Here is a 25,150-nt window from a genome sequence, read left to right as displayed (position 1 = left end):
CGGCGCGATAGGGTCGGAGGACTGGTAAACAAGGGCCCGACGTCCGTCGGAGGCCCGAAGACATGAGCGACAGCAGAGAGCGGTGCGGAGTGACCGGTGGAGAGGTGGCCGGCATCCTGGTGGCCGTCTTCTGGGCGATCCTGGTCTCCTTCCTCGCCGTGGTGCTGGTGAGGCTGGCGCAGACGCTCAAGGCGACCACCAAGCTGGTGGCGGACGTGACCGAACAGGCCGTCCCGCTGCTCGCCGACGCCTCCGCGACCGTGCGCTCCGCGCAGACCCAGCTCGACCGGGTCGACGCCATCGCCTCGGACGTCCAGGAGGTCACCTCCAACGCCTCCGCGCTGTCCACCACCGTCGCCTCCACCTTCGGCGGCCCCCTGGTCAAGGTCGCGGCCTTCGGCTACGGGGTGCGCAGGGCAATGGGCCGCGGCCGTCAGGACGCTCCCCCCGCGCCGCCCGCGTCCGACCCGCGTACTGTGATCGTCGGTCGTATTGTGCCGTCCGCGAGGCGCCGGAAGCAGAAGGGCTGAGCAGGATGTTCCGCCGTACGTTCTGGTTCACCGCCGGCGCGGCCGCCGGCGTCTGGGCCACCACCAAGGTCAACCGCAAGCTCAAGCAGCTGACCCCCGAGAGCCTCGCCGCCCAGGCGGCGGACAAGGCGATCGAGACCGGCCACCGGCTCAAGGACTTCGCCCTCGACGTGAGGGCGGGCATGCAGCAGCGCGAGGCCGAGCTCGGCTCGGCCCTCGGCCTGGACGCCCCGGCGGACCAGGACCCCGGCCGTGAGTTCCCCGCGCCGCGCCGCAGGCCCGCGCTCGGACCGCTCGCGGACCCCGGCACGACCACCCCGTATTCGTTTTCGTACAACCGGAATGAGGACCACTGATGGAGTCGGCTGAAATCCGCCGCCGCTGGCTGAGCTTCTTCGAGGAGCGCGGGCACACCGTCGTCCCTTCGGCGTCGCTCATCGCGGACGACCCGACTCTGCTGCTCGTCCCCGCCGGCATGGTGCCGTTCAAGCCCTACTTCCTGGGTGAGGTCAAGCCGCCCTTCTCGCGCGCCTCCAGCGTGCAGAAGTGCGTCCGCACGCCGGACATCGAAGAGGTCGGCAAGACCACCCGGCACGGCACGTTCTTCCAGATGTGCGGCAACTTCTCCTTCGGCGACTACTTCAAGGAAGGCGCCATCAAGCTGGCCTGGGAGCTGCTGACCTCCTCGGTCGAGCACGGCGGCTACGGGCTTGAGCCGGAGAAGCTCTGGATCACCGTCTACCAGGAGGACGACGAGGCCGAGCAGATCTGGCGCGACGTCGTCGGCGTCCCGGCCGAGCGCATCCAGCGCCTCGGCAAGAAGGACAACTACTGGTCCATGGGCGTCCCCGGCCCCTGCGGCCCGTGCTCCGAGATCAACTACGACCGCGGTCCCGAGTTCGGCGTCGAGGGCGGCCCGGCCGTCAACGACGAGCGGTACGTGGAGATCTGGAACCTGGTCTTCATGCAGTACGAGCGTGGCGAGGGCACCGGGAAGGACGACTTCCCGATCCTCGGCGAGCTGCCGTCAAAGAACATCGACACCGGTCTCGGCCTCGAGCGCCTGGCGATGATCCTCCAGGGCGTGCAGAACATGTACGAGACCGACACCCTCCAGGTCGTCATCGACAAGGCGACCCGGCTGACCGGCGTCGCCTACGGCAAGGCCCACGACAGCGACGTGTCGCTGCGGGTCGTCGCCGACCACATGCGCACCTCCGTGATGCTCATCGGCGACGGCGTCACCCCCGGCAACGAGGGCCGCGGCTACGTGCTGCGCCGCATCATGCGCCGCGCCGTCCGCAACATGCGCCTGCTCGGCGCCACCGGCCTGGTCGTGCAGGAGCTCGTCGACACCGTGATCGACACGATGGGCGAGCAGTACCCGGAGCTGGTCACCGACCGCAAGCGCATCGAGACGGTCGCGCTCGCCGAGGAGGCCGCGTTCCTCAAGGCCCTCAAGGGCGGCACGAACATCCTCGACACCGCGGTCACCGAGACCAAGTCGGCCGGCGGCACGATCCTGTCGGGCGACAAGGCGTTCCTGCTCCACGACACCTGGGGCTTCCCGATCGACCTCACCCTCGAGATGGCCGCCGAGCAGGGGCTGTCCGTGGACGAGGAGGGCTTCCGCCGCCTCATGAAGGAGCAGCGGGACCGCGCCAAGGCCGACGCCCTGGCCAAGAAGACCGGTCACGCCGACGTCACCGCGTACCGCGAGATCGCCGACGGCAACGGCGCCACCGAGTTCACCGGCTACACCAACACCGAGGGCGAGACCACCGTCGTCGGCCTGCTGGTCAACGGCGTTCCCTCGCCGGCCGCCTCGGAGGGCGACGAGGTCGAGGTCGTCCTGGACCGCACCCCGTTCTACGCCGAGGGCGGCGGCCAGCTCGCCGACCAGGGCCGCATCAAGCTGCACTCCGGCGCGGTCATCGAGATCCGCGACGTGCAGCAGCCGGTCCCCGGCGTCTCCGTGCACAAGGGTTCGGTGCAGGTCGGCGAGGTGACCGTGGGCGCGACCGCCTACGCCGCCATCGACATCCGGCGCCGCCGGGCCATCGCCCGCGCCCACTCGGCCACCCACCTCACCCACCAGGCGCTGCGCGACGCGCTCGGCCCGACGGCCGCCCAGGCCGGTTCGGAGAACTCGCCGGGCCGCTTCCGCTTCGACTTCGGCTCGCCGAACGCCGTGCCCGGCGCGGTCCTGACCGACGTCGAGCAGAAGATCAACGAGGTCCTCTCGCGCGAGCTGGAGGTCCACGCCGAGGTCATGCCGATCGACGAGGCGAAGCGCCAGGGCGCCATCGCCGAGTTCGGCGAGAAGTACGGCGAGAAGGTCCGCGTCGTGACCATCGGCGACTTCTCCAAGGAGCTGTGCGGCGGTACGCACGTGCACAACACCGCCCAGCTGGGTCTGGTGAAGCTGCTCGGCGAGTCGTCCATCGGTTCCGGCGTGCGCCGTGTCGAGGCCCTGGTCGGCGTCGACGCGTACCACTTCCTCGCCCGTGAGCACACGGTCGTCGCCCAGCTCCAGGAGCTGGTCAAGGGCCGCCCGGAGGAGCTGCCGGAGAAGGTCTCCGCGATGCTCGGCAAGCTGAAGGACGCCGAGAAGGAGATCGAGAGGTTCCGCGCGGAGAAGGTCCTGCAGGCCGCCGCCGGTCTGGTCGACTCCGCCAAGGACGTCCGCGGCGTCGCCCTGGTCACCGGCCAGGTCCCGGACGGCACCGGCGCCGACGACCTGCGCAAGCTGGTCCTCGACGTGCGCGGCCGCATCCCCGCGGACCGTCCGGTGGTCGTGGCCCTGTTCACCACCGTCAACGGCAAGCCGCTGACGGTCATCGCCACCAACGAGGCCGCCCGCGAGCGCGGTCTCAAGGCCGGCGAGCTGGTCCGCACCGCGGCCAAGACCCTCGGTGGCGGCGGTGGCGGCAAGCCCGACGTCGCCCAGGGCGGCGGTCAGAACCCGCAGGCCGTCGGCGAGGCCATCGAGGCCGTCGAGCGTCTTGTGGTGGAGACCGCGTGACGATGCGTCGCGGACGCCGGATCGCGGTCGACGTCGGGGACGCCCGGATCGGGGTCGCCTCGTGCGACCCCGACGGGGTCCTCGCCACGCCGGTGGAGACCGTGCCGGGACGTGACGTCCCGGCCGCCCACCGGCGGCTGCGCCAGATCGTCGAGGAGTACGAGCCGATCGAGGTCGTCGTGGGCCTGCCCCGCTCGCTCAGCGGGCGGGAGGGTCCGGCCGCGACCAAGGTCCGGGCCTTCGCCGGGGAGATGGCCAAGGGCATCGCCCCGGTGCCGGTCCGGCTGGTCGACGAGCGGATGACGACGGTGACGGCGACCCAGGGGCTGCGGGCCTCCGGGGTGAAGGCCAAGAAGGGGCGGTCCGTCATCGACCAGGCCGCCGCTGTGATCATCCTTCAGAACGCTCTTGAGTCCGAACGGGTATCAGGTAATCCGCCCGGCGAGGGCGTCGAAGTGGTCATCTGATCGCGATACGGTAACGTTCCGCGCGATGCGGCGGTGTTCGAACAGCTGCCGCACTACGTAGAGGCGGATCGTCCGGAAGCCTCGCGGCTGTTTGGGGATCGATGACTGAGTATGGCCGGAGCCCCGGCTCCGAACCGTGGCACCCCACGGACCCGCTGTACGGGGACCAGGGGTGGGAGGGCCAGCAGCAGTACCCGCAGCAGGCGCAGCAGCAGTACGACCAGCAGCAGGCGCAGCAGCAGTACGAGCAGCAGCAGGGCCATCCCGGTCACCAGGGGCATCCCGGTCACCAGGGGCAGCAGGATCCGTACGGTCAGACCTACGGAGGCGGCGCCTACCAGCAGCCGCAACAGCCCCAGCAGCCTCAGCAGGCCCAGCAGCCGTACTATCCGCAGGCTTACGGCGAACAGCAGTACGGGAACCCGGGCGGGTACGACACGCCCGGGTATCCCGCACAGCAGTACGACGGCACCTGGGAGACGGGCCAGGCGGCGATGCCGTACAACGCCGCGCCCGCCGATCCGTACGGCGGCCAGCAGCCCGACCTCTACGGCACCCCCGAGGCCTACCCCCCGCCGCAGCCCCCGGGCCGGCGCCAGGTGCCGCCCCAGCCGGTGACCGACTGGGAGGCGGAGGCGCAGCGGGAGCCGGAGGAGGACCACCCGTTCTTCACCGGCGAGGACGAGCCGTCGGACCCCCGGCCGGACGAGCGGACCGAGGAGCGGACCGGGCGCCGCGGGCGTCGCGACCGTGGCCGTGCGGACGACGGCGACACGGCGGCGGACGCCCACGACGACGAGCCCTACGACGACGCGTACGACGACGAGCCCGCCGGGCGCCGTGGCGACCGCCGGGGCGGCAAGGGCAAGAAGAAGGGCCGCAAGGCCAAGAACGGCATGGCCTGCCTGGTCGTGGCGCTCGTCATCGGCGGCGGCGTCGGCGGCATCGGCTACTTCGGCTACCAGTTCTGGCAGGGCCAGTTCGGCGCGGCGCCCGACTACGCCGGCGAGGGCAGCGGGGCGGTCCAGATCGAGATCCCGCGCGGGGCCCTCGGCTACGACATCGGCAACATCCTCAAGAAGGCGGGTGTCGTCAAGAGCGTCGACGCCTTCGTCTCGGCCCAGCAGAAGAACCCCAAGGGCGTCGCCATCCAGGACGGCGTCTACACGATGAAGAAGGGGATGTCGGCGGAGAGCGCCGTCGCGCTGATGCTCAGCCCGGCGAGCAAGGCCAACTTCGTCATCCCCGAGGGGCGCCGCAACTCCTGGGTCTACGCCGAGATCGACAAGCGTCTCGACCTCAAGCCGGGCACCACGAAGGAGACCGCCTTCAAACAGGCCGGCTCCCTCGGCCTGCCGGACTGGGCGAAGAACCACGCCGACGTCAAGGACCCCCTGGAGGGCTTCCTCTTCCCGGCCAGCTACCCGGTCGCCAAGGGCAACAAACCCGAGGACGTGCTGCGGAAGATGGTCGCGCGGTCCAACGAGGAGTACGGAAAGCTGGACCTGGAGGCGAAGTCGCGCCAGCTCGGGCTGAAGGGCGGCCCCTGGGAGCTGGTCACGGTCGCGAGCATGATCCAGGCCGAGGGCAAGACGCACGACGACTTCACGAAGATGGCCGAAGTCATCTACAACCGTCTCTCGCCGGACAACAAGGAGACCTTCCAGCTCCTCCAGTTCGACTCGACGTACAACTACCTGATGGGTACGAGCAAGATCAAGATCACCCGGAAGGAGATCCTCACCAACCCGGACCCGTACAACACGTACAAGCACGCGGGTCTCACGCCGGGACCGATCGGCAATCCGGGCGTCGAGGCGATGACCGCCGCCCTCCACCCGACGAACGACGGCTGGATGTACTTCGTCGCCACGGACGGCATGAACAAGACCGAGTTCGCCAAGACGCTCGCCGAGCACGACCGGCTCGTCGAGAAGTTCAACGCAGGGAACTGAGATGACCTTCCGACGGCGGGCGGCCGTGCTCGGCTCGCCCATCGCCCACTCGCTCTCCCCGGTGCTGCACCGGGCCGCGTACCGGGAGCTCGGCCTCGACGACTGGTCGTACGACCGCTTCGAGGTGGACGAGGCCGCGCTGCCCGGGTTCATGGGCGAGCTCGACGCGTCGTGGGCGGGGCTCTCGCTCACGATGCCGCTCAAGCGGGCGATCATGCCGCTGCTCGACGAGGTCACCGACGTGGCGGCCTCGGTCGAGGCGGTGAACACGGTCGTGTGCACCGAGGACGGGCGGCGGGTCGGCGACAACACCGACACCCCCGGCATCGTCGCCGCCCTGCGGGAGCGGGCCGTCGAGAAGGTCGATTCGGCCGCGATCCTCGGCGCGGGCGCCACCGCCTCCTCGGCGCTCGCCGCCCTGGCCGGGATCTGCTCGGGGCCCGTCACCGCCTACGTACGCAGTGAGGCGCGCGCGCGGGAGATGCGGGGCTGGGGCGAGCGGCTCGGCGTCGACGTGCGCACCGCCGCCTGGGACGACGCCGCCGAGGCCTTCGCGGCCCCGCTGGTCGTCGCCACCACGCCGGCCGGGACGACGGACGCGCTCGCGGCGGCCGTGCCGGACGCCCCCGGCACCCTCTTCGACGTGCTGTACGACCCGTGGCCCACCCGGATCGCCTCCGCCTGGTCGGCGCGCGGCGGGAAGGTGGTCGGCGGCCTCGACCTGCTGGTCCACCAGGCGGTGCTCCAGGTCGAGCAGATGACCGGGCGGGCCCCGGGGCCGCTGGCCGCGATGCGGGCGGCGGGGGAGCGGGCGCTGGCCGAGCGCTGATCCGGAACGACGGGGGCCGGGGGCCGAGGGGCCACGGGGACGACGGGGCGGCGGGGAAACAGGGGGAGAGAGCGTGGCGGGAGACGTGTTGCTCGCGTCCAGGTGGGACGCGGGCTGGGATCTCGTCCATCTGGTGATCGGGCTGGTCCGGATCGGGATCGGCTCCCTGCCCGCGGTGGTCCGCTATCCGGTCCTCGCGCTCGGCGGCGCGTTCCTCCTGTACTGCGTGGTGACCCGGTGGCGGGCCCGGCGGAGCCCCGCGGACGGGCTGGCCGAAACCCGACTCGACACCTGACAGATGCGTTCCGACCTGTGGACCGGCGATCGATCAGGCGCCGGGACGTGGGAGGATCAGGGGAGGCGGACCAGGGCCGCGCACCCAGGTCGCGCCGGAGCAGAGCCCAGGCGCGAGCATGAGGAGCATCGTTGAGCAGGCTGCGTTGGCTGACGGCGGGGGAGTCCCACGGACCCGCGCTGGTTGCAACCCTCGAAGGACTTCCCGCAGGCGTGCCGGTCACCACGGAGCTGGTGGCCGACCACCTCGCGCGGCGGCGCCTCGGCTACGGGCGCGGAGCCCGGATGAAGTTCGAGCAGGACGAGGTCACCTTCCTCGGCGGAGTCCGCCACGGCCTCTCGCTCGGCTCGCCCGTCGCCGTCATGGTCGGCAACACGGAATGGCCGAAGTGGGAGAAGGTCATGTCGGCGGACCCCGTCGACCCCGCGGAGCTCAAGGAGACGGGCCGCAACGCGCCCCTGACCCGGCCCCGCCCCGGCCACGCCGACCTCGCCGGCATGCAGAAGTACGGCTTCGACGAGGCCCGGCCGATCCTGGAGCGCGCCAGCGCCCGTGAGACCGCCGCCCGTGTCGCCCTCGGTGCCGTCGCCCGCTCCTTCCTGAAGGAGGCGGCCGGCATCGAGATCGTGTCCCACGTCGTCGAGCTCGCCGCCGCGAAGGCCCCGTACGGCGTCTACCCGACCCCGGCCGACGTCGAGAAGCTGGACGCCGACCCGGTGCGCTGCCTGGACGCCGACGCGTCGAAGGCGATGGTCGCCGAGATCGACCAGGCCCACAAGGACGGCGACACCCTCGGCGGCGTCGTCGAGGTCCTGGCCTACGGCGTGCCCGTCGGCCTCGGCTCGCACGTGCACTGGGACCGGCGCCTCGACGCCCGCCTCGCCGCCGCGCTCATGGGCATCCAGGCCATCAAGGGCGTCGAGGTCGGCGACGGCTTCGACCTCGCCCGCGTCCCCGGCTCCCAGGCCCACGACGAGATCGTCCAGGGCCCCGACGGCATCACCCGCGCCACCGGCCGCGCCGGCGGCACCGAGGGCGGCCTGACCACCGGCGAGCTGCTGCGCGTCCGCGCCGCCATGAAGCCCATCGCGACCGTGCCCCGCGCGCTCGCCACCGTCGACGTCGCCACCGGCGAGGTCGCCGCGGCCCACCACCAGCGCTCCGACGTGTGCGCGGTGCCGGCGGCGGGGATCGTGGCCGAGGCCATGGTCGCGCTGGTCCTGGCCGACGCGGTCGTCGAGAAGTTCGGCGGAGACAGCGTCCCCGAGACCCGCCGCAACGTGCGGTCCTACCTCGACAACCTCCAGATCCGGTGACCGGCGGCCCCCTGGTCGTCCTCGTCGGCCCGATGGGTTCCGGCAAGTCCACGGTCGGCGCGCTCCTCGCCGAGCGGCTCGGCGCCGCGTACCGCGACACCGACGCCGACATCGTCGCCGCCGAGGGACGCGAGATCTCCGACATCTTCGTCGAGGACGGCGAGGACCACTTCCGGGCCCTGGAGCGCGCGGCCGTGCGCACCGCCGTCACCGAGCACGAGGGCGTCCTCGCGCTCGGCGGCGGTGCCGTGCTCGACGCCGGCACCCGCGCCCTGCTGGCCGGGCTGCCCGTCGCGTACCTCTCGATGGACGTCGAGGAAGCGGTCCGCCGCGTCGGCCTCGGCGCCGCGCGGCCGCTGCTCGCCGTCAACCCGCGCCGCCAGTGGCGCGAGCTGATGGACGCCCGCCGCCACCTCTACACCGAAGTCGCCCGTGCCGTCGTCGCCACCGACGACCGCACACCCGAAGAGGTCGCGGACGCCGTCCTCGACGCTCTGGACCTGAAGAAGGAGACATGACGCACCAGGAAGTGACCCGTATCCAGGTCGGCGGCTCGGCGGGCACCGAGCCGTACGAGGTGCTGGTCGGACGGCAGCTGCTCGGCGAGCTCCCCGCCCTCATCGGCCCCGGCGCCAAGCGGGTGGCCGTCATCCACCCCGAGGCGCTCGCCGAGACCGGCGAGGCCCTGCGTGGCGACCTCGCGGACCAGGGCTACGAGGCCGTCGCCATCCAGGTGCCCAACGCCGAGGAGGCGAAGACCGCGGAGGTCGCCGCCTACTGCTGGAAGGCGCTCGGCCAGACCGGCTTCACCCGCAGCGACATCATCGTGGGCGTCGGCGGCGGCGCCACCACCGACCTGGCCGGCTTCGTCGCCGCGACCTGGCTGCGGGGCGTGCGCTGGATCGCCGTGCCCACCACGGTGCTCGCCATGGTCGACGCGGCCGTCGGCGGCAAGACCGGCATCAACACCGCCGAGGGCAAGAACCTCGTCGGCGCCTTCCACCCGCCGGCCGGGGTGCTCTGCGACCTCGCCGCGCTGGACTCGCTGCCCGTGCACGACTACGTCAGCGGCCTCGCCGAGATCATCAAGGCCGGTTTCATCGCCGACCCGGTCATCCTCGACCTGATCGAGGGGGACCCGGAGGGCGCCCGTACCCCGGCCGGACCGCACACCGCCGAGCTCATCGTGCGGTCGATCCAGGTCAAGGCCGAGGTCGTCTCCGGCGACCTCAAGGAGGCCGGCCGCCGCGAGATCCTCAACTACGGGCACACCCTCGCCCACGCCATCGAGAAGAACGAGCGGTACAAGTGGCGCCACGGCGCCGCCGTCTCCGTCGGCATGGTCTTCGCCGCCGAGCTCGGCCGGCTCGCCGGCCGCCTCGACGACGCCACCGCCGACCGGCACCGCGCCGTCCTGGAGTCGGTCGGACTGCCGCTCACCTACCGAGGCGACCAGTGGCCCAAGCTGCTGGAGACCATGAAGGTCGACAAGAAGTCCCGCGGCGACCTGCTGCGCTTCATCGTCCTCGACGGCCTCGGCAAGCCGACGGTCCTGGAGGGCCCCGACCCGGCCGTCCTGATCGCCGCCTACGGCGAGGTGTCCGCGTGAGCGAGCCGCGCCGGGTCCTCGTCCTCAACGGCCCGAACCTGGGGCGGCTCGGCTCCCGCGAGCCCGACATCTACGGCGCCACCTCCTACAAGGGGCTGGTCGACTCCTGCCGGACCCTCGGCGAGGAGCTGGGCTTCGACGTCGAGGTGCGCGAGACCAACGACGAGGGCGAGATGATCCGCTGGCTGCACGAGGCCGCGGACGGCTCGCTGCCGGTCGTGCTCAACCCCGGCGCGTTCACGCACTACTCGTACGGCATGCGCGACGCGGCCGCCCAGCGCACCGCGCCGCTCATCGAGGTGCACATCTCCAACCCGTACACGCGCGAGGAGTTCCGGCACACCTCGGTCGTCGCCGCCGTGGCGACCGGCACGATCGCCGGCTTCGGGATCGGCTCCTACCGGCTCGCCCTGCGCGCGCTCGCGGAGGAACTGACCGCCTGAACACCTCCTGAGCACCGCTCGCGAGGCCCTCGGGCACCGCGTACCGCCCCCGGCCGTTTCCCCTCGGGAAGCCGGGGGCGGTAACGTTCCGGCAACAGTGGAAGCAAAAGGCGTACGGGACGGAGTGGGCACCGGGATGCAGCACGGAATGGGGGCTCCGTCGCCACCGCACCAGCCCGCCGACCCCTCGGCCTGGGCGCACGCCCCGCGGGCCCACGCGCCCGGAGCCGCCCAGGGCGCGCCTCCCCCCGTTCCGCCCGCCCCGCCGCAGCACTACCCCTACCCCTCCGCGCAGGCCGCGCCGCCGCCCGGACCGCCGCAGGGCCCGCCGCCCGCACCCGGCTGGACGAGCGCCCCCGTCACCGCCCACACGGCGATGCCGCCGATGGTGACCGGCACCGGGACCGCCACCCTCGCCGTGCTGCTCATCGGACCGGCCGGCGCCGGAAAGACCACCGTCGCCCGCCACTGGGCGCGGCGCCGGCACGTCCCGACCGCCCACATCAGCCTCGACGACGTGCGTGAATGGGTCTGCTCCGGCTTCGCCGACCCGCAGGCCGGGTGGAACGAGAACTCCGAGGCCCAGTACCGCCTCGCCCGCCGCACCTGCGGCTTCGCCGCCCGCAACTTCCTCGCCAACGGCATCTCCTGCATCCTCGACGACGCCGTCTTCCCCGACTGGCCCGTCGTCGGCCTCGGCGGCTGGAAGCGCCACGTCGGCCCCGGCCTGCTCCCCGTCGTCCTGCTGCCCGGCCTCGACATCGTCCTGGAGCGCAACGCCGAGCGCAGCGGCAACCGGCGCCTCTCGGACGAGGAGGTCGCCGCCATCCACGGCCGGATGGCCGGCTGGTACGGCTCCGGCCTGCCGATCATCGACAACTCCACGTACGACGTGGAGACCACCGCCCGCGTCCTCGACGACGTCCTGGCCCGCGCGATCGCGAACCCCCAGACGGGCTGAGGGCGCGGCGGCCCCGGACGGGCCGGCGGGCCGTCGCCGGGGACGGCGGGCCCGCCCGGTCGGACCCGCTGAACAGGCCGGGGCGCCCGGCCCCTCGTACGCTCGGAACATGTCAGAGGTGTATGCGGACCGCCGGGTGCGGCTGCGCGACCGGTGTGCGGCCGCGGGCAGCTCGGCGGCCCTGGTCTCCCGTCCCGCCAACGTCCGCTATCTCACCGGCGGTTCACCCGCCGGGGCGGTGCTGCTGCTCGGCCCCGAGGAGGACGTGCTGCTCTGCCCGACCGCCCCGGGCACCGATCCCGCCGACGGGCGGCTCGACGAGCTGCTGCGCCAGCTGCTGCTGCCCACCGGCGGCGGCGATCCGGCGGTCGCGGCCGTCGACTTCGCCCGCAAGGCCGGGGCGGACGGCCTCGCCGTCGAGGAGCACCACCTGACCGTCGCCCGCCACCGGGCCATGGGCTCCGTCGCCCCCGGACTGCGCCTCGCCGACCTGTCGAGCGGCGTCGAACAGCTGCGGATCGTCAAGGACGAGGACGAGATCGCCTGTCTGCGGATCGCCGCCGAGATCGCCGACCAGGCCCTCGGCGAGCTCCTGGAGTCCATCCTGGTCGGCAGGACCGAGCGGCACCTCGCCCTGGAGCTGGAGCGGCGGCTCGTCGACCACGGCGCCGACGGCCCCGCCTTCCGCACCTCCGTGGCCACCGGGCCGCACTCCGGGCGGGCCGGGCACCGGCCCACCGACCGGCGGGTCGAGGAGGGCGACTTCCTGTCCGTCTGCCTCGGCGCCAACTATCGCGGCTACCGCTGTGAGATCGGTCGTACCTTCGTCATCGGGACCACTCCCGCCGACTGGCAGATCGAGCTGTACGACCTCGTCTTCGCCGCTCAGCGGGCCGGCCGGGAGGCCCTCGCACCCGGCGCCGAGTACCGCGACGTCGACCGCGCGGCCCGGCAGATTCTCGTCGCGGGGGGCCACGGAGACGCCAGCGCACCCCTCACCGGGCACGGCGTGGGCCTGGAAATCGACGAGGACCCGCAGCTGGCACCCGCGGCCATGGGTAAACTGGACGCTTGTGTGCCGGTCACCGTCGAACCGGGGGTCCACCTCCCGGGCCGGGGCGGGGTCCGGATCGATGACACGCTCGTCGTACGCCAGGAGGCGGACGGCGGACCCGAGCTACTCACCATCACGACCAAGGAGCTGCTCGCGCTGTAGGGCGCGTACGCCTCCCAGGTCCACGTCAGTCCAGGAGATTCCGCAACCGTGGCTTCCACGAACGACCTCAAGAACGGCATGGTGCTCAAGCTCGACGGGGGCCAGCTCTGGTCCGTCGTCGAGTTCCAGCACGTCAAGCCCGGCAAGGGCCCCGCCTTCGTGCGCACCAAGCTCAAGCACGTGCTCTCCGGCAAGGTCGTCGACAAGACCTTCAACGCTGGTACGAAGGTCGACACCGCCACCATCGACCGCCGTGACATGCAGTTCTCCTACATGGACGGCGAGTACTTCGTCTTCATGGACATGGAGACCTACGACCAGCTGCACATCGACCGGAAGAACGTCGGCGACACCGCCAACTTCCTGATCGAGGGCTTCACCGCCTCGGTCGCGCAGCACGAGGGCGAGGTGCTCTACGTGGAGCTGCCGGCCGCCGTCGAGCTCGTGATCCAGGAGACCGAGCCGGGCGTCCAGGGCGACCGCTCCACCGGTGGCACCAAGCCCGCCACCCTGGAGACCGGTCACCAGATCCAGGTCCCGCTCTTCATCACCACCGGTGAGAAGGTCAAGGTCGACACCCGCTCCAGCGCCTACCTCGGCCGGGTGAACAGCTAACCGTGGCTGCCCGGAGCAAGGCCCGCAGGCGGGCCTTCCAGATCCTGTTCGAGGCCGACCAGCGCGGCACCTCGGTCCAGGCAGTCCTCGCGGACCAGGTCCGGTTCGCCCGGTCGGACGACCACCAGCCGCCGGTCAACGAGTTCACCATGCAGCTGGTCGAGGGGTACTCCTCGCACGTGGCGCGCATCGACGAGCTCATCGCGACCTACGCGGTGGACTGGGACCTCGACCGGATGCCCGTCGCCGACCGGAACATCGTGCGCCTCGGCGCGTACGAGCTGATCTGGGAGGACGGCACCCCGGACGCGGTGGCGATCGACGAGGCGGTGCAGCTCGCCAAGGAGTTCTCCACGGACGAGTCGCCGGCCTTCGTCAACGGTCTGCTCGGCCGCTTCAAGGACCTGAAGCCGCGCCTTCGCCGGGACGCGGACGCCTAGTCCCACACCCGGCCCAGGCCCGCAGCCGTTCCCACGGCAGTCGAAGGGGCCCGCAGCACCACTGGTGCTGCGGGCCCCTTCGCCGTGCTCCGGCCGATCGTGCTCGCCGCCGACCGTGCTCCGGCCGGCCGGAGCGCCGTGTGGGTGGCGGCGGCGCCAGGCAGGCCCTCAGGCGCCCTGCGGGAACGCACCGGGCCCCCGAGAGTCGGAGCGACTCCCGGGGGCCCGGCGGCACGTTTCTGCGCTGGTATGAGGCTTTCCGACCCGCAGGGGGTCAGTTCTCCTCGTGGGCGACGGCGCGGCGCGCGTCCGCGTCCAGGACGCCCCAGCTGATCAGCTGCTCGGTGAGGACCGAGGGGGACTGGTCGTAGATGACGGCGAGGGTGCGCAGGTCGTCCTGGCGGATCGACAGCACCTTGCCGTTGTAGTCGCCGCGCTGCGACTGGATGGTCGCCGCGTAGCGCTGGAGCGGGCCGGCCTTCTCGGCGGGGACGTGGGCGAGGCGCTCCAGGTCCAGGACCAGCTTCGGCGGCGGCTCGGCGGCCCCGCCCGGCGTGGTGCCCGGCAGCAGCTCCTGCACCGGGACCCCGTAGAAGTCCGCCAGCTCGGCCAGACGCTGTACGGTCACGGCGCGGTCACCACGCTCGTAAGAACCGACCACGACCGCCTTCCAGCGGCCCTGGGACTTCTCCTCCACACCGTGGAGGGAAAGGCCCTGCTGGGTGCGGATCGCACGGAGTTTGGCCCCGAGCTGCTTTGCGTATTCGCTGGACATAACGCTCCCGGACGCTGTGACGATTGCGGCGGTGCCGCGCGGCTGGTAACTCACTGTGAGGTTACGCAGCGTGACACTCTCCCGTCAAGCCGAATGGTCCATACCGCCCCCTCCCGGGGGACGGGACCGGAGCGGCGCCAGGGGGGTGAGCAGGGCACCGGCCCGCCCCTGGTAGTGTGGATGGCGCAATTCCGACGTCCTTTAAGGTCCGTCCCGTGAGGCGGAGAAGGAGGTCCGTTTCATATGGACGCACAGCAGCACACCGATGCCCGGCCCGTTCTCGAGGCCCCGGACATCGCGCGGGTCCTGACCCGCATCGCCCACGAGATCGTCGAGCGCGCCAAAGGTGCCGACGACGTGGTCCTCCTCGGCATTCCGACCCGCGGTGTGTACCTCGCCCGCCGGCTGGCCGAGAAGCTGGAATCGATCACCGGCGCCAAGATCCCGGTCGGCTCCCTCGACATCACGATGTACCGCGACGACCTGCGGATGAAGCCGGCGCGCGCCCTCGGCCGCACCGAGATCCCGGGTGACGGCATCGACGGCCGCCTGGTCGTCCTCGTCGACGACGTGCTCTTCTCCGGCCGCACCATCCGCGCCGCCCTCGACGCCCTCGGCGACATCGGCCGCCCCCGCGCCGTCCAGCTCGCCGTCCTCGTCGACCGCGGCCACCGCGAGCTCCCGATCCGCGCCGACTACGTCGGCAAGAACCTCCCCACGTCGCTGCGGGAGACGGTCAAGGTCCAGCTCGCCGAGGAGGACGGTCGCGACACCGTGCTGCTCGGCAGCAAGCCCGCCTCCTAGCCGGACCGGCCCCCGACGGGTCCGGGGCACAGCCCTGCGCACCCGCATGCCCTCACCCTCCCCACCCCGGAGAGAAACCCCGATGATGCGTCACCTCATCTCGGCCGCCGACCTCACCCGCGACGACGCCGTCCTCATCCTCGACACCGCCGAGGAGATGGCCCGGGTGGCCGACCGGCCGATCAGGAAGCTGCCGACCCTGCGCGGCCGCACGATCTGCAACCTCTTCTTCGAGGACTCCACCCGCACCCGGATCTCCTTCGAGGCCGCCGAGAAGCGCCTCTCCGCCGATGTGATCAACTTCGCGGCCAAGGGCTCCAGCGTCTCCAAGGGCGAGTCCCTCAAGGACACCGCGCAGACCCTGGAGGCGATGGGCGTCGACGCCGTCGTCATCCGGCACAGCGCCTCCGGCGCCCCGTACCGCCTGGCCACCTCCGGCTGGATCGACGCCCCCGTCATCAACGCGGGCGACGGCACCCACCAGCACCCCACCCAGGCCCTCCTGGACGCCTTCACCATGCGCCGCCGCCTGGTCGGCCGCGACACCGGCCTCGGCAAGGACCTGGACGGCAAGCGCATCACGCTCGTCGGCGACGTCCTGCACAGCCGGGTCGCCCGCTCCAACGTCGACCTGCTGCACACCCTCGGCGCCGAGGTCACCCTGGTGGCCCCGCCCACCCTGGTCCCCGTCGGCGTGGAGACCTGGCCCTGCGAGGTCTCGTACGACCTCGACGGCGTGCTGCCGAAGTCCGACGCGGTGATGATGCTGCGTGTGCAGCGCGAGCGGATGAACGCCGCCTTCTTCCCGACCGAGCGCGAGTACTCGCGCCGCTACGGGCTGAACGGCGAGCGGATGGCCAAGATGCCCGAGCACGCCATCGTCATGCACCCCGGGCCCATGGTCCGCGGCATGGAGATCACCGCCGAGGTCGCCGACTCCGACCGCTGCACGGTCGTCGAGCAGGTCGCCAACGGCGTCTCCATCCGCATGGCCGTGCTCTACCTGCTGCTCGGCGGCTCCGAGCCCGCCGCCCCCGCCGCCCCCGCCACCCCCCGCACCGAGGAGAACTGAACCCCATGAGCAAGATCCTGATCCGTGGTGCGAAGGTGCTCGGTGGCGAGGCGCAGGACGTCCTGATCGACGGCGAGACCATCGCCGAGGTCGGCACCGGCCTGTCGGCCGAGGGCGCGCAGGTGATCGAGGCCGAGGGCCGGATCCTGCTGCCGGGCCTCGTCGACCTGCACACCCACCTGCGCGAGCCGGGCCGCGAGGACTCCGAGACCGTCCTCACCGGCACCCGGGCCGCCGCCTCCGGTGGCTACACGGCCGTCTTCGCCATGGCCAACACCCACCCGGTCGCCGACACCGCCGGCGTCGTCGAGCAGGTCTACCGCCTCGGCCGCGAGCACGGCTACTGCGACGTGCAGCCCATCGGCGCCGTCACCGTCGGCCTGGAGGGCAAGAAGCTGGCCGAGCTCGGCGCCATGCACGACTCCGCCGCCGGCGTCACCGTCTTCTCCGACGACGGCAAGTGCGTCGACGACGCCGTGATCATGCGCCGCGCCCTGGAGTACGTGAAGGCCTTCGGCGGCGTCGTCGCCCAGCACGCCCAGGAGCCCCGCCTCACCGAGGGCGCCCAGATGAACGAGGGCATCGTCTCCGCCGAGCTCGGCCTGGGCGGCTGGCCGGCCGTCGCCGAGGAGTCGATCATCGCCCGCGACGTCCTGCTCGCCGAGCACGTCGGCTCCCGCGTCCACATCTGCCACCTCTCCACGGCCGGCTCCGTCGAGATCGTCCGCTGGGCCAAGTCCCGCGGCATCGACGTCACCGCCGAGGTCACCCCGCACCACCTGCTCCTCACGGACGAGCTCGTACGGACGTACAACCCGGTCTACAAGGTGAACCCGCCGCTGCGCACCGAGCGGGACGTCATGGCGCTGCGCGAGGCCCTCGCCGACGGCACCATCGACATCGTCGCCACCGACCACGCCCCGCACCCGCACGAGGACAAGGACTGCGAGTGGGCCGCGGCCGCCATGGGCATGGTCGGCCTGGAGACCGCCCTGTCCGTCGTCCAGCAGACGATGGTGGAGACCGGACTGCTCGACTGGGCCGGCGTCGCCGACCGGATGTCCGTCAATCCGGCCCGGATCGGACAGGCCAAGGAGCACGGCCGCCCCGTCTCGGCAGGTGAGCCCGCCAACCTGACGCTGGTCGATCCGGCTTACCGTGGTGTCGTGGACCCCGCCGACTTCGCCTCCCGCAGCCGCAACACCCCCTACGAGGGCCGCGAGCTGCCGGGGCGCGTCACCCACACGTTCCTGCGGGGCCGGGCAACGCTCGTCGACGGGAAGCTGGCGTGACACCACTCATTCAACTGGCCGAGCAGAAGTCCGCCGAGGTCACCGACTGGGCCGGCCGCATCGGCTGGGTCGCGGGACTGCTGCTCTTCGTCGCCTTCGTCTACTGGCTGATGCGCCAGGGATGGAAGTGGCGCGGCAGCCTCCAGTCCGGCCTGCCGGCCCTCCCCGAGCTGCCCGAGGCACCCGGTGAGGCCCGGCTCGCACTGGCCGGCCGCTACCACGGCTCCACCACCGCCGGGCACTGGCTCGACCGGATCGTCGCCCACGGCCTGGGCGTCCGCAGCCGGGCCGAGCTCACCCTGACGGACCAGGGCGTCGCGGTCGTCCGCCCCGGCGCGAACGACTTCCTCATCCCGGCCCACGCCCTGCGCGAGGCCCGGCTGGACAAGGGCATCGCCGGCAAGGTCCTCACCGAGGGCGGCCTCCTGGTCGTCACCTGGACGCACGGCGACACGCTGCTCGACTCCGGCTTCCGCTCCGACCGGGCGGCCGATCACGCCGCCTGGGTCGAGGCGATCAACTCCATGAGCACCACGAACCACGCAAACACGACGGAAGGCGCACGATGACGACCTCCACAAGGGGAGCCTCCAAGGTTCCCGCCGTACTCGTCCTGGAGGACGGCCGCATCTTCCGCGGCCGCGCCTACGGGGCCGTGGGGGAGACCTTCGGCGAGGCCGTGTTCTCCACCGGCATGACCGGCTACCAGGAGACCCTCACCGACCCGTCGTACCACCGCCAGGTCGTCGTGATGACCGCCCCCCACGTGGGCAACACCGGCGTCAACGACGAGGACCCCGAGTCGTCCCGCATCTGGGTCGCCGGCTACGTCGTCCGCGACCCCGCACGCGTCTCCTCCAACTGGCGCGCCCGCCGCTCCCTCGACGAGGAGCTGCGGCAGCAGGGCGTCGTCGGCATCCAGGGCATCGACACCCGCGCCCTCACCCGCCACCTGCGCGAGAGCGGCGCCATGCGCGTCGGCATCTTCTCCGGCAGCGCGCTCCCCGACGAGGGCACCATGCTGGCCGAGGTCCGCCAGCAGCCCGAGATGAAGGGCGCGGACCTCTCCGCCGAGGTCGCCACCAAGGAGACGTACGTCGTCCCCGCGATCGGCGAGAAGAAGTTCACCGTCGCCGCCGTCGACCTCGGCATCAAGGGCATGACCCCGCACCGGATGGCCGAGCGCGGCATCGAGGTCCATGTGCTGCCCGCCACCGCCACCGCCGAGGACGTCTACGCCGTCAACCCCGACGGCGTGTTCTTCTCCAACGGCCCGGGCGACCCGGCCACCGCCGACGGCCCCGTCGCCGTCATGCAGGAGGTCCTGCGCCGCAAGACCCCGCTCTTCGGCATCTGCTTCGGCAACCAGATCCTGGGCCGCGCGCTCGGCTTCGGCACCTACAAGCTGAAGTACGGCCACCGGGGCATCAACCAGCCCGTCCAGGACCGCACCACCGGCAAGGTCGAGGTCACCGCGCACAACCACGGCTTCGCCGTCGACGCGCCCCTCGACAAGGTCTCCGACACCCCCTTCGGGCGGGTCGAGGTCTCCCACGTCTGCCTGAACGACGACGTCGTGGAGGGTCTCCAGCTGCTCGACCAGCCGGCCTTCTCCGTCCAGTACCACCCCGAGGCGGCCGCGGGCCCGCACGACGCCGCGTACCTCTTCGACCGCTTCACTTCGCTCATGAACACCGCCCTGGAGGCCGAGCGTGCCTAAGCGCACCGATATCCAGTCCGTCCTGGTCATCGGCTCCGGCCCGATCGTCATCGGCCAGGCAGCCGAGTTCGACTACTCCGGTACCCAGGCCTGCCGCATCCTCAAGGCCGAGGGCCTGCGGGTCATCCTGGTGAACTCCAACCCGGCCACGATCATGACCGACCCGGAGATCGCCGACGCCACGTACGTCGAGCCGATCACCCCCGAGTTCGTCGAGAAGATCATCGCCAAGGAGCGCCCCGACGCCCTCCTGCCCACCCTCGGCGGCCAGACCGCGCTCAACACCGCGATCTCCATGCACGAGCAGGGCGTCCTGGAGAAGTACGGCGTCGAGCTCATCGGCGCCAACGTCGAGGCCATCCACAAGGGCGAGGACCGCGACCTCTTCAAGGGCGTCGTCGAGGCCGTCAAGGCCAAGATCGGCTACGGCGAGTCCGCCCGCTCGGTCATCTGCCACTCCATGGACGACGTCCTCAAGGGCGTCGACACCCTCGGCGGCTACCCCGTCGTCGTGCGCCCCTCCTTCACCATGGGCGGCGCCGGCTCCGGCTTCGCCCACGACGAGGAGGAGCTGCGCCGCATCGCCGGCCAGGGCCTCACGCTCTCCCCGACCACCGAGGTGCTCCTGGAGGAGTCCATCCTCGGCTGGAAGGAGTACGAGCTGGAGCTGATGCGCGACAAGAACGACAACGTCGTGGTCGTCTGCTCCATCGAGAACTTCGACCCCATGGGCGTCCACACCGGTGACTCGATCACCGTCGCCCCGGCGATGACGCTCACCGACCGCGAGTACCAGCGGCTCCGCGACATCGGCATCGCGATCATCCGCGAGGTCGGCGTCGACACCGGCGGCTGCAACATCCAGTTCGCGATCGACCCGGTCGACGGCCGGATCATCGTCATCGAGATGAACCCGCGCGTCTCCCGCTCCTCCGCGCTCGCCTCCAAGGCGACCGGCTTCCCGATCGCCAAGATCGCGGCCCGGCTCGCCGTCGGCTACACGCTGGACGAGATCCCCAACGACATCACCGAGAAGACGCCGGCCTCCTTCGAGCCGACCCTCGACTACGTCGTCGTCAAGGCCCCGCGCTTCGCCTTCGAGAAGTTCCCGGCCGCCGACTCCACGCTGACCACGACCATGAAGTCGGTCGGCGAGGCCATGGCGATCGGCCGCAACTTCACCGAGGCGCTCCAGAAGGCCCTGCGCTCCCTGGAGAAGAAGGGCTCGCAGTTCGCCTTCACCGGCGAGACCGGCGACAAGGCCGAGCTGCTCCGCGAGGCGGTCCGCCCCACCGACGGCCGGATCAACACCGTCATGGAGGCCATCCGCGCGGGCGCCACCCCCGAGGAGGTCTTCGAGGCCACCAAGATCGACCCCTGGTTCGTCGACCAGCTCTTCCTCATCAAGGAGATCGCCGACGACCTGGCCGGCGCCGAGAAGCTGGAGCCCGAGCTCCTCGCCGAGGCCAAGCGCCACGGCTTCTCCGACGCCCAGATCGCCGAGATCCGCGGCCTGCGCGAGGACGTCGTCCGCGAGGTCCGGCACGCCCTCGGCGTCCGCCCGGTCTACAAGACGGTCGACACCTGCGCCGCCGAGTTCGCCGCCAACACCCCGTACTTCTACTCCTCGTACGACGAGGAGAGCGAGGTCGCGCCGCGCGAGAAGCCCGCGGTGATCATCCTGGGCTCCGGCCCGAACCGCATCGGCCAGGGCATCGAGTTCGACTACTCCTGCGTCCACGCCTCCTTCGCGCTCAGCGACGCCGGCTACGAGACCGTGATGGTCAACTGCAACCCCGAGACCGTCTCGACGGACTACGACACCTCCGACCGCCTGTACTTCGAGCCGCTGACGCTCGAGGACGTGCTGGAGATCGTCCACGCCGAGTCCCTCGCGGGCCCGATCGCCGGTGTCGTCGTCCAGCTCGGCGGCCAGACCCCGCTGGGCCTCGCCCAGGCGCTCAAGGACAACGGCGTGCCGGTCGTCGGCACCTCCCCGGAGGCCATCCACGCCGCCGAGGACCGCGGTGCCTTCGGCCAGGTGCTCGCCGAGGCCGGGCTGCCCGCGCCGAAGCACGGCACCGCCACCACCTTCGCCGGCGCCAAGGCCATCGCCGACGAGATCGGCTACCCCGTCCTCGTACGCCCCTCGTACGTGCTCGGCGGCCGCGGCATGGAGATCGTCTACGACGAGGCGCGCCTGGAGTCGTACATCGCCGAGTCCACCGAGATCTCCCCGACCCGCCCGGTCCTCGTCGACCGCTTCCTCGACGACGCCATCGAGATCGACGTCGACGCGCTCTACGACGGCGAGGAGCTCTACCTCGGCGGTGTCATGGAGCACATCGAGGAGGCCGGCATCCACTCCGGCGACTCGGCCTGCGCCCTGCCCCCGATCACCCTCGGCGGTTTCGACATCAAGCGCCTGCGCGCCTCCACCGAGGCCATCGCCAAGGGCGTCGGCGTGCGCGGCCTGATCAACATCCAGTTCGCGATGGCCGGCGACATCCTGTACGTCCTGGAGGCCAACCCGCGCGCCTCCCGCACGGTCCCCTTCACCTCGAAGGCGACCGCGGTGCCGCTCGCGAAGGCCGCCGCCCGCATCTCGCTGGGCGCCACCATCGCCGAGCTGCGCGCCGAGGGCCTGCTGCCGAAGACCGGCGACGGCGGCACCCTGCCGCTCGACGCGCCGATCTCCGTCAAGGAGGCCGTGATGCCGTGGTCGCGCTTCCGCGACATCCACGGCCGCGGCGTGGACACCGTCCTCGGCCCGGAGATGCGCTCCACCGGCGAGGTCATGGGCATCGACAACGTCTTCGGCACGGCGTACGCCAAGTCGCAGGCCGGCGCCTACGGCCCGCTGCCCACCAAGGGCCGCGCGTTCATCTCCGTCGCCAACCGCGACAAGCGCTCGATGATCTTCCCGGCCCGTGAGCTCGTCGCCCACGGCTTCGAGCTGATGGCCACCTCCGGCACCGCCGAGGTCCTCAAGCGCAACGGCATCAACGCCACCGTCGTGCGCAAGCAGTCCGAGGGCGAGGGGCCGAACGGCGAGAAGACCATCGTCCAGCTCATCCACGACGGCCAGGTCGACCTGATCGTCAACACCCCGTACGGCACCGGCGGCCGCCTCGACGGCTACGAGATCCGTACGGCGGCGGTGGCCCGCTCCGTTCCCTGCCTGACCACGGTCCAGGCGCTGGCGGCGGCGGTCCAGGGCATCGACGCCCTCAACCACGGAGACGTGGGCGTCCGCTCGCTCCAGGAGCACGCGGAGCAGCTGACCGCGGCCCGCGACTAGCAGCCCGTACGAAGCAGGGGGACACCGGCAACACCCGCGGTGTCCCCCTCTTCATGAGCGCACAAGGGATATCTCGGACGATGTACAAGCTCTTCTTCAACCTGATCTTCAAGCGGATGGACCCCGAGAAGGCCCACTACCTGGCCTTCCGCTGGATCCGGCTCGCCGCTCGCACCCCGGTCCTGCGCACCTTCGTCGCGGCCGTCCTCGCCCCCCGGTACAAGGAGCTGCGCACCGAGGCCCTGGGCCTGCGCATGCACGGCCCCTTCGGCCTCGCCGCCGGCTTCGACAAGAACGCCGTCGCCATCGACGGCATGGCCATGCTCGGCTTCGACCACGTCGAGATCGGCACCGTCACCGGCGAGGCGCAGCCCGGCAACCCCAAGAAGCGCCTCTTCCGGCTGGTCCCGGACCGCGCCCTGATCAACCGCATGGGCTTCAACAACGAGGGCTCGGCGGCCGTGGCGGACCGCCTGGCGGCCCGCGACGCGGTCTTCCGGACCGTCGTGGGCGTCAACATCGGCAAGACCAAGGTCGTGCCCGAGGCCGAGGCCGCCGCCGACTACGTGAAGTCCACCGAGCGGCTCGCCCGCCACGCCGACTACCTGGTCGTCAACGTCTCCTCGCCGAACACCCCGGGCCTGCGCAACCTCCAGGCCACCGAGTCGCTGCGCCCGCTCCTGACCGCCGTCCGCGAGGCCGCCGACCGCGCCGTCACCGACCGCCGCGTCCCGCTCCTGGTCAAGATCGCCCCCGACCTCGCCGACGAGGACGTGGACGCCGTCGCCGACCTGGCCCTGGAGCTCGGCCTCGACGGCATCATCGCCACCAACACCACCATCGCCCGCGAGGGCCTCGGCCTGACCTCCGACCCCGCGCTGGTCAAGGAGACCGGCGGACTGTCCGGCGCTCCCGTCAAGCAGCGCTCCCTGGAGGTCCTGAGCCGCCTCTACGCGCGCGTGGGCGACCGGATCGTCCTGATCGGCGTCGGCGGCATCGAGAACGCCGAGGACGCCTGGCAGCGGATCCTCGCCGGCGCCACCCTGATCCAGGGCTACAGCGCCTTCATCTACGAGGGCCCGTTCTACGCCCGCGCGATCCACAAGGGCCTCGCCGCGCGCCTGGCCGCCTCCCCGTACGCCACCCTCGCCGAGGCCGTCGGCGCCGCCCACCGAAAGGCCGAGAAGTGACCGAAGCGACCCTGGAGAACCTGGCCCCGTTCGGCGCCCGCCTGCGCGCCGCCATGGACGAGCGCGGCCCCCTGTGCGTCGGCATCGACCCGCACGCGGGCCTGCTGAGCTCCTGGGGCCTGGCGGACGACATCGCGGGCCTGGAGCGCTTCACGTACACCGTCGTGGAGGCCCTGGCCGGCACCGTGGCCGTCTTCAAGCCCCAGGCGGCCTTCTTCGAGCGCTTCGGCTCGCGCGGCATCGCCGTCCTGGAGCGCGCCGTCGCCGATCTGCGGGCCGCGGGCGGCCTGGTGGTCATGGACGCCAAGCGCGGCGACATCGGCTCCACGATGGGCGCCTACGCGGAGGCGTTCCTGCGCAAGGACTCCCCGCTGTTCTCGGACGCGCTCACGGTCTCCCCGTACCTCGGCTACGGCTCCCTGAAGCCGGCCGTCGACCTGGCCCGCGAGTCCGGCGCCGGTCTCTTCGTGCTCGCCCTCACCTCGAACCCCGAGGGCGCCGAGGTGCAGCGCGCGGTCCGCGAGGACGGCCGGACCATCGGCGCGACGATGCTGGCCCACCTGGCGGCGGAGAACGCGGGGGAGAGCCCCATGGGCTCCTTCGGCGCGGTCGTCGGCGCCACCCTCGGCGACCTGTCCGCCTTCGACCTGGACATCAACGGTCCGCTGCTCGCCCCCGGCATCGGCGCCCAGGGCGCGACCCCGGCCGACCTCCCCGCGGTCTTCGGCGCGGCCGTCCGCAACGTGGTCCCGAACGTCAGCCGCGGCGTCCTGAAGGAGGGCCCGGACGCGTCCGCGCTCCGCGCCGCGGCGGACCGCTTCGCCGACGAGGTACGGGCGGCGGTCGCGGGCTAGGACGCCGGGCTCCGGGGAGGGGCGGGAGGGGCGGGGAGGGCCCGAGCGGGCCCGTGCCGAGCCCGTGCGGGCCCGTGCCGGCCACGTGCCGAGCCCGTGCGGCCCCGTGCCGGCCACGTGCCGAGCCCGAGCGGGCTGGGGAGGGCCGGGGTGTGCCCGAGCGAGCCAGTGAGGGCTGGAGTGAGCCTGAAAGGGCCCCGAGCGAGCCGAGCGGGCTGGGGGAGGGCCGGAGCGACCCGGGGGCGAGCCGGAGCGGTGAGTGGCGCCCTCGGCGCGTCGCTCGCCGCCCGGCTCGCCCTGTGTGGAGATCCGCTGGGGCACGCCGCCGCCCCCCGCAGGTGGCTCGAAGACCCGTGCGCGGGCCGTATCCGATACGGCCCCGCAGGGCACTTCGGCCGTTCGCGCGAGGCGGGCGACTGTGCCGAAGACCCGTGCGCGGGC

24 protein-coding genes are annotated in these 25,150 nt (G+C 72.0%); 23 read left to right on the top strand and 1 reads right to left on the bottom strand.

From position 1 onward, the window contains the following. The first annotated feature begins 89 nt into the window (after positions 1–89). The 15 genes from AB0Q96_RS38075 to nusB all read left to right on the top strand — a co-directional run bounded on the left by AB0Q96_RS38075 (position 90) and on the right by nusB (position 13,701). A complete protein-coding gene (locus AB0Q96_RS38075) occupies positions 90–530 on the top strand; it encodes a DUF948 domain-containing protein (RefSeq protein WP_365333801.1) in 441 nt (146 codons plus the stop codon). A 5-nt stretch (positions 531–535) separates the two neighbouring features. After that, positions 536–886 (top strand): hypothetical protein, encoded by a 351-nt coding sequence (locus AB0Q96_RS38070; protein WP_365333768.1) that lies wholly within the window; start codon positions 536–538, stop codon positions 884–886. Beyond that, entirely contained in the window at positions 886–3,555 is a 2,670-nt protein-coding gene (gene alaS, locus AB0Q96_RS38065; RefSeq protein WP_365333766.1) for an alanine--tRNA ligase, read from the top strand. The genes AB0Q96_RS38070 and alaS overlap by 1 nt, the downstream gene beginning before the upstream one ends. 2 nt (positions 3,556–3,557) lie before the next feature. Then, positions 3,558–4,022 (top strand): Holliday junction resolvase RuvX, encoded by a 465-nt coding sequence (gene ruvX, locus AB0Q96_RS38060; protein WP_030316278.1) that lies wholly within the window; start codon positions 3,558–3,560, stop codon positions 4,020–4,022. A 101-nt stretch (positions 4,023–4,123) separates the two neighbouring features. Continuing rightward, positions 4,124–5,977, top strand: coding sequence for an endolytic transglycosylase MltG (gene mltG, locus AB0Q96_RS38055; RefSeq protein ID WP_365333764.1), 1,854 nt, complete (start codon positions 4,124–4,126; stop codon positions 5,975–5,977). A 1-nt stretch (position 5,978) separates the two neighbouring features. Next, on the top strand, positions 5,979–6,806 hold the full coding sequence (locus AB0Q96_RS38050; protein ID WP_365333763.1) for a shikimate dehydrogenase: 828 nt from the start codon (positions 5,979–5,981) through the stop codon (positions 6,804–6,806). 88 nt (positions 6,807–6,894) lie between these two features. After that, complete coding sequence (locus AB0Q96_RS38045; protein WP_365333761.1) at positions 6,895–7,101, top strand: hypothetical protein; 207 nt, start codon at positions 6,895–6,897, stop codon at positions 7,099–7,101. A gap of 131 nt (positions 7,102–7,232) precedes the next feature. Beyond that, entirely contained in the window at positions 7,233–8,417 is a 1,185-nt protein-coding gene (gene aroC / locus AB0Q96_RS38040) for a chorismate synthase (protein WP_365333759.1), read from the top strand. Then, positions 8,414–8,935: a shikimate kinase gene (locus AB0Q96_RS38035; RefSeq protein ID WP_365333757.1), complete on the top strand. Its 522-nt coding sequence runs from the start codon at positions 8,414–8,416 to the stop codon at positions 8,933–8,935. The genes aroC and AB0Q96_RS38035 overlap by 4 nt, the downstream gene beginning before the upstream one ends. Further along, positions 8,932–10,026, top strand: coding sequence for a 3-dehydroquinate synthase (gene aroB / locus AB0Q96_RS38030; RefSeq protein ID WP_365333755.1), 1,095 nt, complete (start codon positions 8,932–8,934; stop codon positions 10,024–10,026). The genes AB0Q96_RS38035 and aroB overlap by 4 nt, the downstream gene beginning before the upstream one ends. Next, a complete protein-coding gene (gene aroQ, locus AB0Q96_RS38025) occupies positions 10,023–10,469 on the top strand; it encodes a type II 3-dehydroquinate dehydratase (RefSeq protein WP_046907476.1) in 447 nt (148 codons plus the stop codon). Before aroB ends, aroQ begins: the two co-directional genes overlap by 4 nt. A 136-nt stretch (positions 10,470–10,605) precedes the next feature. Then, positions 10,606–11,430, top strand: coding sequence for an AAA family ATPase (locus tag AB0Q96_RS38020; RefSeq protein ID WP_365333753.1), 825 nt, complete (start codon positions 10,606–10,608; stop codon positions 11,428–11,430). Positions 11,431–11,539: 109 nt separating this feature from the next. Beyond that, positions 11,540–12,646 (top strand): aminopeptidase P family protein, encoded by a 1,107-nt coding sequence (locus AB0Q96_RS38015; protein ID WP_365333751.1) that lies wholly within the window; start codon positions 11,540–11,542, stop codon positions 12,644–12,646. 48 nt (positions 12,647–12,694) lie between these two features. Next, a complete protein-coding gene (gene efp, locus AB0Q96_RS38010) occupies positions 12,695–13,261 on the top strand; it encodes an elongation factor P (protein WP_361169370.1) in 567 nt (188 codons plus the stop codon). A gap of 2 nt (positions 13,262–13,263) precedes the next feature. Continuing rightward, positions 13,264–13,701 carry a transcription antitermination factor NusB gene (gene nusB / locus AB0Q96_RS38005; protein WP_365333749.1) on the top strand — a complete coding sequence of 146 codons (438 nt, stop codon included), beginning with the start codon at positions 13,264–13,266 and terminating at the stop codon, positions 13,699–13,701. 274 nt (positions 13,702–13,975) lie between these two features. On the opposite strand, the gene bldD is transcribed toward nusB, so the two are convergent. Beyond that, positions 13,976–14,476, bottom strand: coding sequence for a transcriptional regulator BldD (gene bldD / locus AB0Q96_RS38000; RefSeq protein WP_189976704.1), 501 nt, complete (start codon positions 14,474–14,476; stop codon positions 13,976–13,978). 243 nt (positions 14,477–14,719) lie between these two features. Between bldD and pyrR the strand changes: the two genes are divergently transcribed. The 8 genes from pyrR (at position 14,720) to pyrF (ending at position 24,709) form a co-directional block, all read left to right on the top strand. Then, positions 14,720–15,280: a bifunctional pyr operon transcriptional regulator/uracil phosphoribosyltransferase PyrR gene (gene pyrR, locus AB0Q96_RS37995; protein ID WP_365333747.1), complete on the top strand. Its 561-nt coding sequence runs from the start codon at positions 14,720–14,722 to the stop codon at positions 15,278–15,280. Between the two features lie 82 nt (positions 15,281–15,362). Beyond that, positions 15,363–16,352 carry an aspartate carbamoyltransferase catalytic subunit gene (locus tag AB0Q96_RS37990; protein WP_365333745.1) on the top strand — a complete coding sequence of 330 codons (990 nt, stop codon included), beginning with the start codon at positions 15,363–15,365 and terminating at the stop codon, positions 16,350–16,352. Between the two features lie 5 nt (positions 16,353–16,357). Then, a complete protein-coding gene (locus tag AB0Q96_RS37985; RefSeq protein ID WP_365333743.1) occupies positions 16,358–17,644 on the top strand; it encodes a dihydroorotase in 1,287 nt (428 codons plus the stop codon). Next, entirely contained in the window at positions 17,641–18,213 is a 573-nt protein-coding gene (locus AB0Q96_RS37980; protein WP_365333742.1) for a hypothetical protein, read from the top strand. Before AB0Q96_RS37985 ends, AB0Q96_RS37980 begins: the two co-directional genes overlap by 4 nt. Beyond that, positions 18,210–19,364 carry a glutamine-hydrolyzing carbamoyl-phosphate synthase small subunit gene (gene carA, locus AB0Q96_RS37975; RefSeq protein ID WP_365333740.1) on the top strand — a complete coding sequence of 385 codons (1,155 nt, stop codon included), beginning with the start codon at positions 18,210–18,212 and terminating at the stop codon, positions 19,362–19,364. The genes AB0Q96_RS37980 and carA overlap by 4 nt, the downstream gene beginning before the upstream one ends. Beyond that, on the top strand, positions 19,357–22,665 hold the full coding sequence (gene carB, locus AB0Q96_RS37970; RefSeq protein WP_365333738.1) for a carbamoyl-phosphate synthase large subunit: 3,309 nt from the start codon (positions 19,357–19,359) through the stop codon (positions 22,663–22,665). Before carA ends, carB begins: the two co-directional genes overlap by 8 nt. Positions 22,666–22,745: 80 nt before the next feature. Beyond that, on the top strand, positions 22,746–23,855 hold the full coding sequence (locus AB0Q96_RS37965; RefSeq protein WP_365333736.1) for a quinone-dependent dihydroorotate dehydrogenase: 1,110 nt from the start codon (positions 22,746–22,748) through the stop codon (positions 23,853–23,855). Positions 23,856–23,866: 11 nt separating this feature from the next. Further along, complete coding sequence (gene pyrF, locus AB0Q96_RS37960) at positions 23,867–24,709, top strand: orotidine-5'-phosphate decarboxylase (protein WP_365333799.1); 843 nt, start codon at positions 23,867–23,869, stop codon at positions 24,707–24,709. Positions 24,710–25,150 lie beyond the last annotated feature (441 nt).

Origin of the sequence: Streptomyces sp. NPDC093111 (assembly GCF_040683955.1) — a bacterium.
GTDB lineage: Bacteria > Actinomycetota > Actinomycetes > Streptomycetales > Streptomycetaceae > Streptomyces.
This window is presented reverse-complemented; position numbering and strand designations above follow the sequence as displayed.